Source organism: Streptomyces sp. IBSBF 3136, assembly GCF_036815105.1.
Classification (GTDB): domain Bacteria; phylum Actinomycetota; class Actinomycetes; order Streptomycetales; family Streptomycetaceae; genus Streptomyces.
Genome location: NZ_JAJSZC010000139.1, coordinates 14,180 through 27,500, shown reverse-complemented (window position 1 = coordinate 27,500; position 13,321 = coordinate 14,180). Strand labels below are relative to the sequence as shown.

Annotated in this window: 12 protein-coding genes and 3 pseudogenes; 10 read left to right on the top strand and 5 right to left on the bottom strand. The window is 65.7% G+C overall.

What is annotated here, in order from left to right; genetic code table 11:
* A partial coding sequence (locus V7E45_RS26195; protein ID WP_333776659.1) for a DUF72 domain-containing protein occupies positions 1–323 on the bottom strand: 323 nt, incomplete at its 3' end.
* Between the two features lie 128 nt (positions 324–451).
* Between V7E45_RS26195 and V7E45_RS26190 the strand changes: the two genes are divergently transcribed.
* The 5 genes from V7E45_RS26190 to V7E45_RS26170 all read left to right on the top strand — a co-directional run bounded on the left by V7E45_RS26190 (position 452) and on the right by V7E45_RS26170 (position 5,681).
* On the top strand, positions 452–1,339 hold the full coding sequence (locus tag V7E45_RS26190; protein ID WP_319151042.1) for an alkaline phosphatase family protein: 888 nt from the start codon (positions 452–454) through the stop codon (positions 1,337–1,339).
* A gap of 1 nt (position 1,340) precedes the next feature.
* Positions 1,341–2,651 carry an MFS transporter gene (locus tag V7E45_RS26185; RefSeq protein WP_333776658.1) on the top strand — a complete coding sequence of 437 codons (1,311 nt, stop codon included), beginning with the start codon at positions 1,341–1,343 and terminating at the stop codon, positions 2,649–2,651.
* Positions 2,648–3,667 (top strand): TolB family protein, encoded by a 1,020-nt coding sequence (locus V7E45_RS26180; RefSeq protein ID WP_333776657.1) that lies wholly within the window; start codon positions 2,648–2,650, stop codon positions 3,665–3,667. Before V7E45_RS26185 ends, V7E45_RS26180 begins: the two co-directional genes overlap by 4 nt.
* A gap of 30 nt (positions 3,668–3,697) precedes the next feature.
* Positions 3,698–4,144 (top strand): VOC family protein, encoded by a 447-nt coding sequence (locus V7E45_RS26175; RefSeq protein WP_333776656.1) that lies wholly within the window; start codon positions 3,698–3,700, stop codon positions 4,142–4,144.
* Between the two features lie 142 nt (positions 4,145–4,286).
* Entirely contained in the window at positions 4,287–5,681 is a 1,395-nt protein-coding gene (locus tag V7E45_RS26170) for a hypothetical protein (RefSeq protein ID WP_333776655.1), read from the top strand.
* Between the two features lie 102 nt (positions 5,682–5,783).
* Here the strand turns inward: V7E45_RS26170 and V7E45_RS26165 are convergent.
* Positions 5,784–5,870, bottom strand: a pseudogene (locus V7E45_RS26165) (glutamine synthetase); the annotation flags it as partial.
* Positions 5,871–6,075: 205 nt separating this feature from the next.
* Between V7E45_RS26165 and V7E45_RS26160 the strand changes: the two are divergent.
* From V7E45_RS26160 to V7E45_RS26145, 4 genes are all read left to right on the top strand, one after another.
* Positions 6,076–7,311 (top strand): IS701 family transposase, encoded by a 1,236-nt coding sequence (locus V7E45_RS26160; RefSeq protein ID WP_333776653.1) that lies wholly within the window; start codon positions 6,076–6,078, stop codon positions 7,309–7,311.
* Between the two features lie 274 nt (positions 7,312–7,585).
* Positions 7,586–8,863: a PIN-like domain-containing protein gene (locus V7E45_RS26155; protein WP_333776652.1), complete on the top strand. Its 1,278-nt coding sequence runs from the start codon at positions 7,586–7,588 to the stop codon at positions 8,861–8,863.
* A 187-nt stretch (positions 8,864–9,050) separates the two neighbouring features.
* A complete protein-coding gene (locus tag V7E45_RS26150; RefSeq protein WP_443056198.1) occupies positions 9,051–9,473 on the top strand; it encodes a GntR family transcriptional regulator in 423 nt (140 codons plus the stop codon).
* A 1-nt stretch (position 9,474) separates the two neighbouring features.
* Positions 9,475–10,041 (top strand): HD domain-containing protein, encoded by a 567-nt coding sequence (locus V7E45_RS26145; protein ID WP_333776650.1) that lies wholly within the window; start codon positions 9,475–9,477, stop codon positions 10,039–10,041.
* On the opposite strand, the gene V7E45_RS26140 is transcribed toward V7E45_RS26145, so the two are convergent.
* Both V7E45_RS26140 and V7E45_RS26135 read right to left on the bottom strand, forming a co-directional pair.
* Complete coding sequence (locus V7E45_RS26140) at positions 10,029–10,502, bottom strand: NUDIX domain-containing protein (protein ID WP_333776649.1); 474 nt, start codon at positions 10,500–10,502, stop codon at positions 10,029–10,031. The two genes, V7E45_RS26145 and V7E45_RS26140, sit on opposite strands and share 13 nt — an antisense overlap.
* 2 nt (positions 10,503–10,504) lie before the next feature.
* Positions 10,505–10,738: pseudogene (locus V7E45_RS26135) on the bottom strand (XRE family transcriptional regulator); the annotation flags it as partial.
* 11 nt (positions 10,739–10,749) lie between these two features.
* On the opposite strand from V7E45_RS26135, the pseudogene V7E45_RS26130 reads away from it, so the two are divergent.
* Positions 10,750–11,250: pseudogene (locus tag V7E45_RS26130) on the top strand (site-specific integrase); the annotation flags it as partial.
* A gap of 248 nt (positions 11,251–11,498) precedes the next feature.
* On the opposite strand, the gene V7E45_RS26125 reads toward V7E45_RS26130, so the two are convergent.
* Entirely contained in the window at positions 11,499–12,932 is a 1,434-nt protein-coding gene (locus V7E45_RS26125; protein WP_333776648.1) for a hypothetical protein, read from the bottom strand.
* Positions 12,933–13,321: the final 389 nt, after the last annotated feature.

Sequence of the window (13,321 nt, the reverse complement as noted above, 5' to 3'; positions counted from 1 at the left end):
GCCCAGGTCTCCCTCAGCAGGCCCTCGTCGCGCGGGTGTCCGCGCAGGTCCGCGGGGAGGGCGGCCGGGCGGGTGGGGTGGCCGGTGAGGAGGGAGAACGCCTTGACGTCGAAGCGGAAGCCGGCGGGGGTGCGGTCCGCCCACAGCCGGGTCGTACGGGCGCTCGGCAGCGCGTAGTAGGGGGAGTCCACCTCGACCACGGGGAAGTGGTCCGCGTAGTGCCGCAGGCGCCCCTCGGCGTCGCGGCGGCCCCGTGGGTACCAGCCGCTGCTCACCAGCGCCGGGTCGGTCCAACCGCAAGTGCCCACCATTATCCGGGTCATGACGGCGTGAGTACCACCGTTCATCCGCTCTTCACCCGTGGGGTTGGCTTCCGTGGGCCACGGGAATGTTGGCGTGTGCATGCTCTGTCCGCACCGCCAGCCCCGTCCTTTCCCCTCCGGAGGTTGATGTGTCCGGCAGTTCCGTGTTCCGCCGTGCCCGCACGGTCGTGGCGTCGACAGCGGCCTTCGCCGCGGCCGCGTTCGGTGTGTGGACCGGGCTCGGCAGTGGGTCAGCCCACGCCGCCGGTGCCGTACCCAGCCCGGACCACGTCGTCGTCGTGGTCTTCGAGAACCACGCCTACAGCCAGGTCATCGGCTCCTCGAGCGCCCCGTACATCAACTCGCTGAAGTCCGGCGGCGCCAACCTCACCCAGTCCTACGCCATCACCCACCCCAGCCAGCCGAACTACTTCGCCCTGTTCTCCGGTTCGACGCAGGGCATCACCGACGACAGCTGCTACACCCCGGGCTTCTCCTCGGCGCCGAACCTCGCCTCCGAGCAGATCGCCGCGGGCCGCAGCTGGGCGAGCTACAACGAGACCCTGCCGAGTCAGGGCTCCACCACGTGCAGCAGCGGCAACTACGCCCGAAAGCACAACCCCTGGTTCGGCTTCAGCAACGTGCCGACGTCGAGCGCCAAGACCTTCGCCCAGTTCCCGACGGACTACTCGACGCTGCCCCAGATGTCGTTCGTGGTCCCGAACCTGTGCAGCGACATGCACGACTGCTCGGTGTCCACAGGTGACACCTGGCTGAAGAACAACCTCGGTGCCTACGCCACATGGGCCAAGACCCACAACAGCCTGCTCGTCGTCACCTTCGACGAGGACAACCGGCTCAGCGGCAACCGCATCCCGACGGTCCTCTACGGCCAGCCGGTGACGGCCGGTTCGTCGTCGGCCACCACCTACAACCACTACGACCTGCTGCGCACGCTGGAGGACACCCAAGGCCTGACCGCGCACGCGGGCAACGCGGCCTCCGCCAAGGACATCACCGGCGTCTGGGCGTCCTGACGTGTACGTAGCGGACAGCCGCGCGAGCACACCCGACGCGCCGGCGTCCGCGGACGGTGCCGTCCGGCCCGAGGCCGGGCGGCGCCGTGCCGCGATCGCCCCGACCGTGCTCGCCCTCGGAACGGTCAGCCTGGTCACCGACGTGTCGTCCGAGATGGTGACGGCGGTGCTGCCGCTGTACCTGGTGACGGGCCTCGGCCTCTCCCCGCTCGGCTTCGGGCTGCTCGACGGCGTCTACAACGGCTTCTCCGCGCTCGTCCGGCTGGCCGGCGGGCACCTGGCGGACCGGGGCGGCGGGCGGCACAAGTGGGTGGCCGGGCTCGGCTACGGCGTCTCGGCGCTGTGCAAGCCGCTGCTGCTGGTGGCGCACTCGCTCACGCCCATCGGGCTGGTCCTGGCCGCCGACCGCACCGGCAAGGGGCTGCGCACCGCGCCCCGGGACGCCCTGATCTCCCTGTCCAGCACCCCGGAGGGCCGGGGCCGCGCCTTCGGCGTGCACCGGGCCATGGACACCGCGGGCGCCCTCTTCGGCCCGCTGGTGGCGTTCCTGATCCTGCGCGCCACCGTCGACGGCTACGACGCGGTGTTCACGGTCAGCTTCTGCGTGGCGGTGTTCGGGGTGCTGGTCCTGGTGCTGTTCGTGCCGGGCGGGCGGCGGCAGGGGGCCGCCGAAGTCGGCAGGGACGGCCGGGAGAGCGGGGAGGGCGTGGGCGGCGAACGGCCCACCCTGCGGGCCGCGGTGGGCCTGCTCCGCCGCCGCGACCTGCGCCGGATCACCGTCTGCGCGCTGCTGCTCGGCCTGGCCACGGTCAGCGACTCCTTCGTCTACCTGCTGCTGCAACGCCGACTGGGCGTCCCCGACCGCTGGTTCGCGCTGCTGCCGCTCGGCACGGCGGCCGCCTTCCTGCTGCTGGCGGTGCCGCTCGGCCGGCTCGCGGACCGGGTGGGCCGCTGGGCGGTCTTCCTGGGCGGCCACGGAGCCCTGCTCCTCGCCTACGCGCTCCTGCTCGCCTCCTGGCACGGCATCCCCCTGCCGTACGTCGTCCTCGCCCTGCACGGCGGCTTCTACGCGGCCACCGACGGCGTGCTGATGGCGGCGGCCTCCGAGGGCGTACCCGCGGCGCTGCGCTCCTCCGGCCTCGCCGTCGTGCAGACCGGGCAGGCGCTGGCCCGGTTCGCCTGCTCCCTGCTGTTCGGCGCGGCCTGGACGGTGTGGGGCGACCGTGCGGCGCTGGCGGGGGCGGCGGCGGCCCTCGCGGCCTGTGCCGCCTTCTCCCTGACCCTGCGCCCGAAAGGCACCGTGCCCGCATGACCGTACGCACCCGGATCCTGATCCTGCTGTCGGCCGTCGCCGCCCTGGCGGCGGTCGGGCTGGCGTCCGTCCTGCACGCCTCGGCGCGCGCGGACCGCCGCGACCGGCCGCGGGCGGGCGGCCCCCAGGTCACGTCCGGCACGGTGACCCTGACCGGGCGCGACCGCGTGGTCTTCCGCAACATGGCGTGGGGCCCGCACCGCGACGAGCTGACCTCGGTCCCCGCGGCCGACCCGGCGGGCCCCCGAACCGCCTCCGGCGTCAAGTGCCTGAGGTTCTACGCCGCTTCCGGCACCGGCGTGTGCCTGCAGGCGGTGCACGGCCCGGTCTCCGACACCTACCGGGCCCTGCTCCTGGACGCCCGCCTGCGGACCCGCCACCACTACGACGTCCCCGGCATCCCGTCCCGCGCCCGGGTCTCCCCCACCGGGCACTTCGCCGCCTGGACCGCGTTCGTGGGCGGTGACTCGTACGCCGGGACGAACTTCTCCACCCGCACCGCGATCGTGGACACCCGCACCGGCACGCTGATCCCGACCCTGGAGGCCTTCCGCGTCGTGCGGGACGGCCGGCCGTACCACGCGGCGGACGCCAACTTCTGGGGCGTGACGTTCGCCGGCGACGACCGCACGTTCTACGCCACGCTGGCCACCGGCGGCCACACCTACCTGGTCCGCGGCGACCTGCGCGCCCGGACCGTCACGACCCTGCACGCGAACGTGGAGTGCCCGTCCCTCTCCCCCGACGGCACCCGCGTCGCCTACAAGAAGCGCGTCGAGGGCCTGTCCAAGGACGCCCCCTGGCGCCTGTACGTCCTCGACCTGCGCACGATGCACGAGACCCCGCTCGCGGAACCGCGCAGCGTCGACGACCAGGCGGTGTGGAAGAACGCCCGCACGCTCGTCTACGCCCTCCCCGGCGACTACGGCGCCGACCTCTACGAGATCCCGGCGGACGGCTCGGGCCGCCCCCACCGGATCTCCCCGGCGGCGGTGTCACCGGCGTATCTGCCCTGAGCGGGGCGCCCGGCAGGCCACAGTGGTGCCATGAACGAGGAGAACGAGGAAACCGGAGAAGAGGCCACGACCCCGCTGGCGCGGGGCCGGGTGGCGACCAGGCTTCCCGCCCAGGACCTGGACCGGGCGCGCCGCTTCTACGCCGAGCGGCTCGGCCTCACGCCGGTCGACGAACGCCCGGGCGGGCTGCTGTACCGGTGCGGGGGCGTGGACTTCGTCCTGTTCCGCTCGACTGGCGCCTCCCCCGGCACCTTCACCCAGATGGCCTGGGAGGTCGTGGACATCGAGGCGACCGTGGCTGAGCTGAGGCGCCGCGGGGTGACCTTCGAGGAGGTCGACGTCCCCGGTCTGCGCACCCGTGACGCGATCGCCGAGGTCGAGGGCAACTACCCGAGCAAGGGCGCCCGCGGCGAACGCGGCGCCTGGTTCCGCGACAGCGAGGGCAACCTCCTGGCCATCGGCCAGCCGATCCGGTGACCGATGTCCGGATCGGCAGGCGCCCCGGGCACCGGGCCGACTGTCCGAGACCACCGGCGCTGTTACGGCTTTGACGCGGGACGAGTGGGCCAAGCAGTGGAATGTGTGTAGTGATCCCGGGCGGAATGTGTGTCGTCATCGCGTGGATCACTCGGAGTATCACGCGGATCGCTCGGAGCATGGTGATCGGATCCCGGTGTGCAGCCAGGAAGGTGATCATGTGACGAATTCCTCAGGGCCCGACCCAGTGGCCCGCTCCGGCGCGTACGTGATGGTGCGAAGAGGCCTGAAATGCCCGTGCTCGCGGACGGAAATGGCATGGGTCGTACTGGTCCTGCTCCTGACGGCGCTACCCGTGGGCTGGTGCGGCTTCAAGGACTTCAGCGAGGCCCTGACTTTCGCCGGGTGCGTCACCGGAGCGGCCCTCCTGTTGGCGGCTCTCATCATGGTGGTCGGTGTCGCCGCGGTCATGGACTGCTGGGTCCGCGGGCCGAGTTCCAACTTCCGAGTGGTCGCACTGATCAGCACCGGCGTGGCTTTGCTGACCAACATCTTGCTCGCGTTACAGACATGGACTGACGGCGAGATGGTTCGCTACAAAGTACTGACCATTTTGCTCAGCGCGATTTCGCTGTCCGCTGTCGTCCTGGTGTGGCGAAGACTGGATGAGATCCCCACTCCGAAACGGGTGGCTGCGGCACTCATCGTCTCCACGTTCGTGGCGGCCGCTAATTTCGGCTACCAGTACCTTTTCCAGCCATACCGGCGCGAAGCCACCCCTCTCGTGCAGCTGGACCCGGGCAAGGCAGTGCTCAGTGCGGACGGCAAGACGTTTTCCGTGCCGGTGGACATCAAGCTCGTGAACCACAGCGACATGGGCTTCTACGTACTGGGCGCCGAGTTCCACGCAATGGGCGAAGAGGTGACGGTTAGCTCGAAGGACGTGGCCCGGGCGAAGTGGCGTAAGGATGCCGAGCAGTGGGCCAAATACCGGGAGAAGCACCCGCTTACCCGTAGGGAGGTCTACCAGCCGGGCAAGCTGGTGGCGGCGCAGCCGTGGATGCCCGCCGGAAACTGGGTCGAGCCGAACGACGAGTCACACTCGCGGACCGTTGTCGAGCTACCCAGCGACACAAATTTCGCCAAGCTGACGTTCTACGCCACCTTGAGCCTGGCACGTAAGGACCGGCTCGTCATGGACAATTTTGGAGGCTCTACATACTCCTGGCGGGGCGCTGCTGTACCCCACTCGATGAAGACGAAGGATGATAAAGAGATCGACACCATCGTCCAAAGGGCCAGGATGCAGGAAAACAATGCAATCGACTATTATACGAGAGAGAAGCGCCTCGTCACTATCTACTGGCGCTTTGGCGTACATGGTGTAGACGTGGTGCCGGTCATCGCACCGAAAGGCGAGGAAAACCGTGAATTCTCCGAGCGGACGAACCGCGAGATCCGGAGCCGTTACGGTCTGATCGACGTCTTGGCGGGCCCGGTCGAGGAAACGGTCGACGAACTCAAGACGCGGCGCTGAACAGTGCCGGGATTCCGGCGCGACCAAAGACGCCTCGGGGCCGACGGTCCACGACCATCGGCCCCAAGGGATCGTTTCGGCGGCGCCCCGCCTGACCTGCCCCTACAGCACCGGCAGGTTCTTCCGCAGCTCGAAGGCGGTCACCTCGGAGCGGTACTCCTCCCACTCCGACTTCTTGTTGCGCAGGAAGTGGCGAGGGCGCGGGATCACCTCCGGAAACCAAGGTTCCGCCAGCGCTGGCGGGGGTTTGCGTGGGTGGTGGTGGTCGTCGTAGGTCGGTGTGAGTCGCCGTTCGACGGCCCACAGACGGCCCCGCCAGCACACACCTGCGGAGGGGCCTAGTAGTGCTTCGTTACGTCGGGTGATCACGCCTGGTGGTGGGCATCTCTCCGGTATGAGGTTGGGGGAGGTGGAACGGCTCCGGGGTGAGTTATCGGAGTTCGTTGCCGATGTGTTCGGGTCGGTGCCGCGGCGGGATCAGCGGCGGTGGGGCGAGTGTTATCTGCGGGGCCTGATGCTGGACGGCCGGCGCAAGTCGATCCAGCCGATGGCCGAGCGGCTGCCGGACGGCAACATGCAGGCCCTCCAGCAGTTCGTGAACCAGCCGCCGTGGGATCCGCTGCCCGTCAGACAGCGGATCGCCGAGCGGCTGTCCGAAGTTGTCATGCCCGAGGTGTGGGTGATCGATGACGTGTCGTTCCCCAAGTGCGGCAAGACGTCGGTCGGGGTGGCCCGCCAGTACTGCGGAGCGGTCGGCAAACGCGCGAACTGCCAGGTCGCGGTCAGCGTCCATGCCGCCACCGACACCGCCTCGTGCCCGCTGGAGTGGCAGTTGTATCTGCCGCGTGAGTGGACGGACGAGCCTGACCGATGCCGCAGGGCAGGTGTCCCCGACGACGTGGTGCACCGGGAAAAGTGGCGTCTCGCGCTCGGCCTGCTGGACACACTCGCCGAGTGGCAGCTGAAGGCGCCGGTCGTGGTCGCCGACGCCGGCTACGGCGTCAGCACCTCCTTCCGGCTCGGTCTCGAGGAGCGAGGACTGTCCTATGTCCTGGCCCTGAACGGGAAGGAAGTCGCCCACCCGGAGGATGCCGAGCCGCACCAGCCTGCTTATGGCGCACTGGGCCCGCCCACCCTTCCCCGCTACCGCACCCCACCGCGAGCCGTCTGCGTCCTCGCAGCGCAGGCGGGTGCGGAGCGGTTCACCGAGGTGACCTGGAGGCAGGGCAGCAAAGGCGCGATGTCTTCGCGGTTCGCGGTGCTGACAGTGCGGCCCGCGGGCAAGCAGTCCCTGGCCGCAGCTCAGGAGGCGGGCGGCGGCCGCAACCGGTGGGACGGCGTCCTGCCCGTCCAGACACTCCTCGTCGAATGGCCGGACGGCCAGGACACTCCGACGGACTACTGGATATCGAACCTGCCCGGCACCACACCGGCCGCTGACCTGGCGCGGTGGGCCAAGATGCGCTGGCGGATCGAGCACGATTACCGCGAACTCAAGCATGGCCTGGGACTGGACCACTTCGAGGGCCGCACCTGGCGCGGCTGGCACCACCACGTCACCCTCGTCACCGCCGCCCAGGCATTCCTCACCCTCAGGCGGCTCGACCCAAAAGTCCGCACACCGGCCTGACCCTCTACCAGGTCCTCGACGCTTTTCAGGACCTGCTGAGGTGCTGGACCGGTACATGCACCACCTGCGGACGCCGCCTGCCCAGCCCTCGGAGCATCCGCAGACAACCCAGAACCTAACGAAGCACTACTAGGGGTCGAAACCACCCCGTACTGCTGAGGCGCCCCCCTCATCACTGCACCTTGTGGTTCCGGCCCACCGTGGCTCTCCGTTCCGCAGACGAGCGCCCGCTTCTCCACCTAGTCTGGAACTGGAACTAGTCAGGGGGGTGCTCATGTCCGACCAGCAGCCGGGGTCTTTCACATCTGGGTATGAAGAATTTCAGAGGAAGCCAGCCGCAGAAGTAGACGAAGCAATTAAGTCCAGCACTATTATCCTGGACACTAATGCCATTCTCAATCTGTACAGAATGAAACCCTCGGCCCGAGGCGAGTACCTACAGGTCCTCAAAGCTATTGCCCCTCGCATATGGATCCCCAGACAAGTGGCCGACGAGTTCCACGAGAACAGGCTGTCAAGCGTCGCATCTCACGCGACTTCCCTGAAAAAGAAATCAGAGGCAGTCACGAAAGCGGCCGATGACCTGAGGACTGCACTCCGCGACTTTTACAAGCTCCACTCGCTCGCCGACGGGAGGTCAAACGAATACCTTGCACCGCTGAATAAAGTGATTCAACAGATCACAAACACCATCGCGAAAGAGGTTGCCGAGTTTGACCTAGCGCCAGAACATCTCATTTCAGATGACCCAATTCTGCAACAACTGGCGCCACTATTCAACGGCAGGGTAGGGGAGGTGCCGACCCAGGAAACTCGCAACGAAATCACACAAGAGGCACTACGGAGAGGACAAGAAGGAGTGCCGCCCGGATATATCGACGTTCAAAAGAGAGGGGATCGGGGCATAGGAGACTATTTCATCTGGCATGAAATTCTAGAAAAAGCAACGTCGGACCGCGTTGATATCCTCTTCGTCTCGACCGATGTCAAAGAAGACTGGGTGCGCATCCAGTGCGGACTGTCGATCGGCCCCAGACCCGAACTCGTCCGAGAACTACACCAGGCCGCTGGCGTTCGCTACCATCAACTCCCCTTGGCATCGTTCTTGTCGCGCGCCGCGAAAATCCTCGACGTGCAAGTAAGTCAAGATACGATCAATCAGGCAAATGAACAGCCATTCGAGAAAGAACCGATAAAGAAGAGAGGCGTCGACTTCCGCCTGGCAAGGGACGAGGAGAAGATGCGAGAGCTAGACAAACGCTTGGCGTCGACAAAGGCGATGCTCAAGAATGCCGAGAGACGGAGAGAGCAATCGATAGAAAGAATCAGAGCACTCCAAAGCGTTTTGGCGGATGCCGAAGGAGCGGAGCGGGCGGGACTCGATAAAAGATTTGATCAGCTCATATATCAACGCGAACTTGCGGCCGAAGAAGCCGCCATTGAACGAGTCACCCATGAAATCACGATGCTCCTCCGCGACACCGTGCACACGGCCGACGATCGCGAATCCCTTGCTAAGAGAATCGAATTGCTCCGAGAGCTAACACGTTGATCTCAAGCCATCAGGGGGTATCCCTCGGTTTTCGCCCAGGGGTGGTGAGAGTGAGAGGTAATCCGCATCCCGAGTGATGTCAGAGTTGGGGGCAGTGCAGACTTAGACGATAGGTCGAGCCGAGACAGCAGTGTGGGTGGGAGGAAACGTGTCTCAGCAGCCAAGCCCGCGGGGAACGTACTTGCGGGTGGCAGAAGCCCTCAAAGCTCAGGTCGAAGCCGATCCGGAAGTGGCGGAGCTTCCCTCTGCTGCCGACCTCATGCGCGACTACAAGGTCTCGCGTGGGGTAGCCCTGCGGGCGTTCGCAGCGCTGCAACACGAAGGCGTCGCTGAGCCAGTTCCGGGTGGGCGGTGGCGGGTCGTGCGAGCCGGATCATCTAGCGACCGGCGACCACTGGAGCAGCGCATCGCAGACGTCATTACGAATGAGAGCCTCGAAGTGGGGTCAGCGTTCCCAAGCGCCTCAGTGCTGGCCGAGCGGTTTGGAGTCTCACGACCCACTGTGACGAAGGCTCTAGACCGGCTGGAGACGGCCGGCGTGCTGGCGAGTGGAGGGCAGGGCAGGGTGCGGACCGTCCGTGCCGTGCCGAATCGAGAGGAGAGCAGGTAGCTTGTCGCAGCTGACGGAGTGGGCGTATCCCCTGGCTGAGTCCCTATTGGCTGAGCCGCTGCCGCGTCGCTGGAAACACTGTCTCGGGGTGGCTGAGCGAGCTCGCACCATCGCACTGATCCTGGGCGAGGATGCCGAGCTGCTGGAAGCCGCGGCCGTGTTGCATGACGTCGGCTACGCGCCCGACCTCGCCAAGACTGGGTTCCACCCGCTCGACGGCGCGCGGTACCTGCGAGACGTCGCCAACGCCGACGCCCGGGTCGTGCACCTGGTGGCACATCACTCTTGCGCGTGGATGGAGGCCGACGCCCGCGGGCTGCGTGCCGAGTTGGAAGGGGAGTTCCCGCGCGACAGTGCGCACCTCAATGACGCACTCTGCTACTGCGATATGAACACCACGCCGGACGGCACTCCCACCAACCCTGTGGACCGCATCAACGAGATTGCCGGACGGTACGGGCCGGAGAGCCTGATCGGTACATTCATCCGACGTGCCGAACCCGAGATTCTCGCAGCCACAGCGCGCGTGAACGAGAGAGTCGCCGCTGCCAAGCGTCAGCCGATGTAGGGAGTTGGGCGGTCCCGGTCCATCGCGTGCTCGATACGCAGCCGCATGGTGGGGTGGACATCTAGCTGCGCCAAGTCCGTTGGGTCGACCCAACGGACTTGTGTCGTTTCGTCGCTCGTGCGCAGCTCACCACCGACCGGGTGTGCCCGGAAGCAGATGCTGAACTGCTGACGCACCTCGCCGTCATCGTATTGCATGACGTGGCCCGGGTCAGTGTAGATCCCGGACATGTCGATGATCTCGGCCTTGACGCCAGTCTCTTCCCAGACCTCGCGCACCACCGTGTCACTGATGGACTCGCCCACGTCGTGACCACCGCCGGGGAGCGCCCAGCGCCCGTTGTCGGACCGCTGAATCATGAGGACTTGCGCCGCGTCGTTTTGCACGAACGCGACGACCGACGGCACGACCGAGTTGGCCGCCGGCGCCTCTGGGTCATGCAGGTAGTCGATGCGTCCCATACTCAAACTCCCGTGATGTCGCGTTCAGTTACTGGCCTAGCGCCTTCCCAAGTCTGCTGCACGCTATTGGCGAAGGTGTCGAACAGGCCGCCTCCGGGGAATCTCCGCAGGTGAAGCACGGGCGCCATGTAGGCACCGATGCCGTACACGTGAGTGTTGGCCAACATCTCGTCGTCGGCACGGTAGATCGAGTTGTAGAGCACGGTGTCGTGCAGACGGAACGTAATCTCGGGATGGCGAACAAGGTCTGGTGTTCGCGCCACCTAAGCGGAACAAGGTGCGTGACGTGCCCTTGCCGGATCGTGTGGCGCACATCCTGAAACAACACATCGAGGCGTTCCCCCCGGTAGAGATCACCCTGCCTTGGCTTCGGACAGACGGTGCGCCCGTCACGAAGCAGCTGCTGTTCACTCGTCTCGACGGTGCCGGCGCAGTTCGGCGGACCGACTTCAACGTCCGGACGTGGAAGCCTGCCCTTGTCGCGACTGGGGTGATCCCTCAACCGCTGCCGGGTGAGCGCCACCAGGCGGCCCGCGAACACGGCATGCATGCCCTGCGGCACTTCTACGCCTCGGTCCTGCTGGACGCTGGCGAAAACATCAAGGCGCTGAGCCACTATCTCGGGCACAACGATCCAGGGTTCACGCTCCGGGTCTACACGCACCTCATGCCTAGCAGTGACGCCCGCGCCTGGAAAGCTGTGGACGGCCTCTACGAAGGCGCCCTTCCAACGCCGAACTCCCAATAGCTGCTGCCCCGGTCCGGGATGCGCCTACGTCTGGTCAATCCGACAGAGCTCTTGGAGTCCTCGCACTGTGCGATGCCTCAGAGGCGACACCCGATCCGTTGCTGAGGCCGTCCCTACTACGGAAGGTTACGTGTGCGGTTGCTGCTGAGCTGAGGTGTCGCTGAGCTCAGATTACGCAAGACTCGGCTCGTAGGTCCTCATCGTTCCCGCAACGCAACTGTCGTTTGCGGCAGGAGGGGAGGGGCGTCTCACTCGGGAACTCCTAGCCTGCACCCACAAGGGTGCAGGCCTGCGTGTTCCTCTTCGCTTTCCCCTCCCTTCTGCAGCATTGCACTGATTCCCTCTCCCCTGCCATGAGCGGGCCAGGATGCGGTTCCCCAACGCAAGTCTTCGAAAGCTGACTCAAGGTCAGCGTCGCTCGAAATTGAAAAGTCCACTTGCATGGCGATCAAGCGCCACGCCGCCCACGTGACTTGCCCCTGAAACTCCTCAATAAACCCCTCCTCCTCAACCTTGCTCGTTACACCCCCATGGGCAATTCTACTTCTGATGGAATAAAGTTCTTCGTATCTCTTTGCACGGATCGAACGCGATTGAGGATTATCGTCCAACAGGGCAAAGCGCTCTTTCATGGCACGTCCGGGAAGTCCACTCTTCGACCCAATCAGAGCATCAAGAGCCACCCCTAGCGCAAGCGTCGCGTCATCCGGGTTCGAAGACCAAAACGCCTCGGAGAACCACCTTGCGGCTACTCCTACGCGGCGGTAGATTGGCCCCTGATTGGAAAGCGAGTTCAGGACCTCATTACACAGATCACTGTTCGACAAGACGTCGGTCAGGGGCACCGGGTCCGCGCTGTACCAGTGGCGACCACCCTCCTTTCCGACTACGTCATATATCAAAGGACGACTATACAGTTCGACTATTGCGTCCTTTCTTTGCATACTCCTCTCCACGGCGCCGCGATCGAGCATTAGGCCTCGCACGCCTGGACGATTCCAAGTTCCCCGAGCAGCGTAAAGCTTGTGTTTCTTCTTATCCGTGTCCAGCAGGAGAGCGGTATCGATGAGCGCTTCGAATCGCCGGGACGCCTGCTCGAACGCCATCCCGCGTTGGCCCGGCACAAGCGTGGCAAAGCAAACGGGTGGAGGCTGGTGACTCTGCTGGCTAACGAAGTCCGCCACGATTTCTCTTGCTGCAGCCGCTCGTCCACCCAATTCGACAACAACATCAGCGAAGTTGGACCCCGCCTCACCGATGACACATTTGTTACCCAGCAGGCGCGGCGCGCCATCCCAGCCGACGTTAGCGACGGGGAACACCACCAATGCAGGGCTCGGCTTAAGGAGCTTCGAGATCTCTCTGTCGATGAAGGCTCGGAGATCTCTGGCTTCGGATGCTGCGACACAAAAGGAGGCGACTAACCCCCAGAGTTCTTCTACGTCCCACCGGTCACGCGCGGACGCTTGGCCGAGTACCGCCTCGACTGCCTCTTCATAGGCAGAAATGCCCTCAGGCGTCATTGTCACTGGGCCATTGGTTGAGTCCAGAGCCGCACCCTCCGACTGGCGGTACTCAGGCACGAACCAGCCGTGGGTCCATGGGTCGGTGCCGGGCGCCTCCGTGATCGTCGCAGCGGCTTTGGCCAGAAGGTCAGCTATGTGCTGGCGAGACACTCCCATGCCGACACTTTGTCAGGAGTGGCTTGCTCAGGCGAGGGGTTTTGCGAACCACTCGGACAGCGTCGTGCGATCTGGAGGCTGTGCGCAAATTGGCAACTCGGGCCGGCTTTGGGCCTGACCGAAATGTGCACCAGTGGCCCCTGGTCGTACCCACCGCGGGACCCGGCTGGGGAGATAGTGCTCGGCCGGGAAACCGACCGCCCCAGCCACGGTGCACCCCTTGTCAACATCAGGCGGGGGTCTGCTGTGCGCACGGCACTGGCCGACCGGGCTGGAGCGAGGCGGAGCCATTCGCACGGACCAGGCCGGGGCTGAGCGGTGCTTCACCTCTGTCCGGCTACTCTCTCGGGTTTACTAACGCTCCGACGGCCCAGAGACGGCCCAGAGCC

Excerpts from the sequence above, each read along its gene's own strand:
- V7E45_RS26180 (WP_333776657.1), top strand. The coding sequence starts at position 2,648 with ATGACCGTACGCACCCGGATCCTGATCCTGCTGTCGGCCGTCGCCGCC.
- V7E45_RS26175 (WP_333776656.1), top strand. The coding sequence starts at position 3,698 with ATGAACGAGGAGAACGAGGAAACCGGAGAAGAGGCCACGACCCCGCTG.
- V7E45_RS26160 (WP_333776653.1), top strand. The coding sequence starts at position 6,076 with ATGAGGTTGGGGGAGGTGGAACGGCTCCGGGGTGAGTTATCGGAGTTC.
- V7E45_RS26155 (WP_333776652.1), top strand. The coding sequence starts at position 7,586 with ATGTCCGACCAGCAGCCGGGGTCTTTCACATCTGGGTATGAAGAATTT.
- V7E45_RS26140 (WP_333776649.1), bottom strand. The coding sequence starts at position 10,502 with ATGGGACGCATCGACTACCTGCATGACCCAGAGGCGCCGGCGGCCAAC.
- V7E45_RS26125 (WP_333776648.1), bottom strand. The coding sequence starts at position 12,932 with ATGGGAGTGTCTCGCCAGCACATAGCTGACCTTCTGGCCAAAGCCGCT.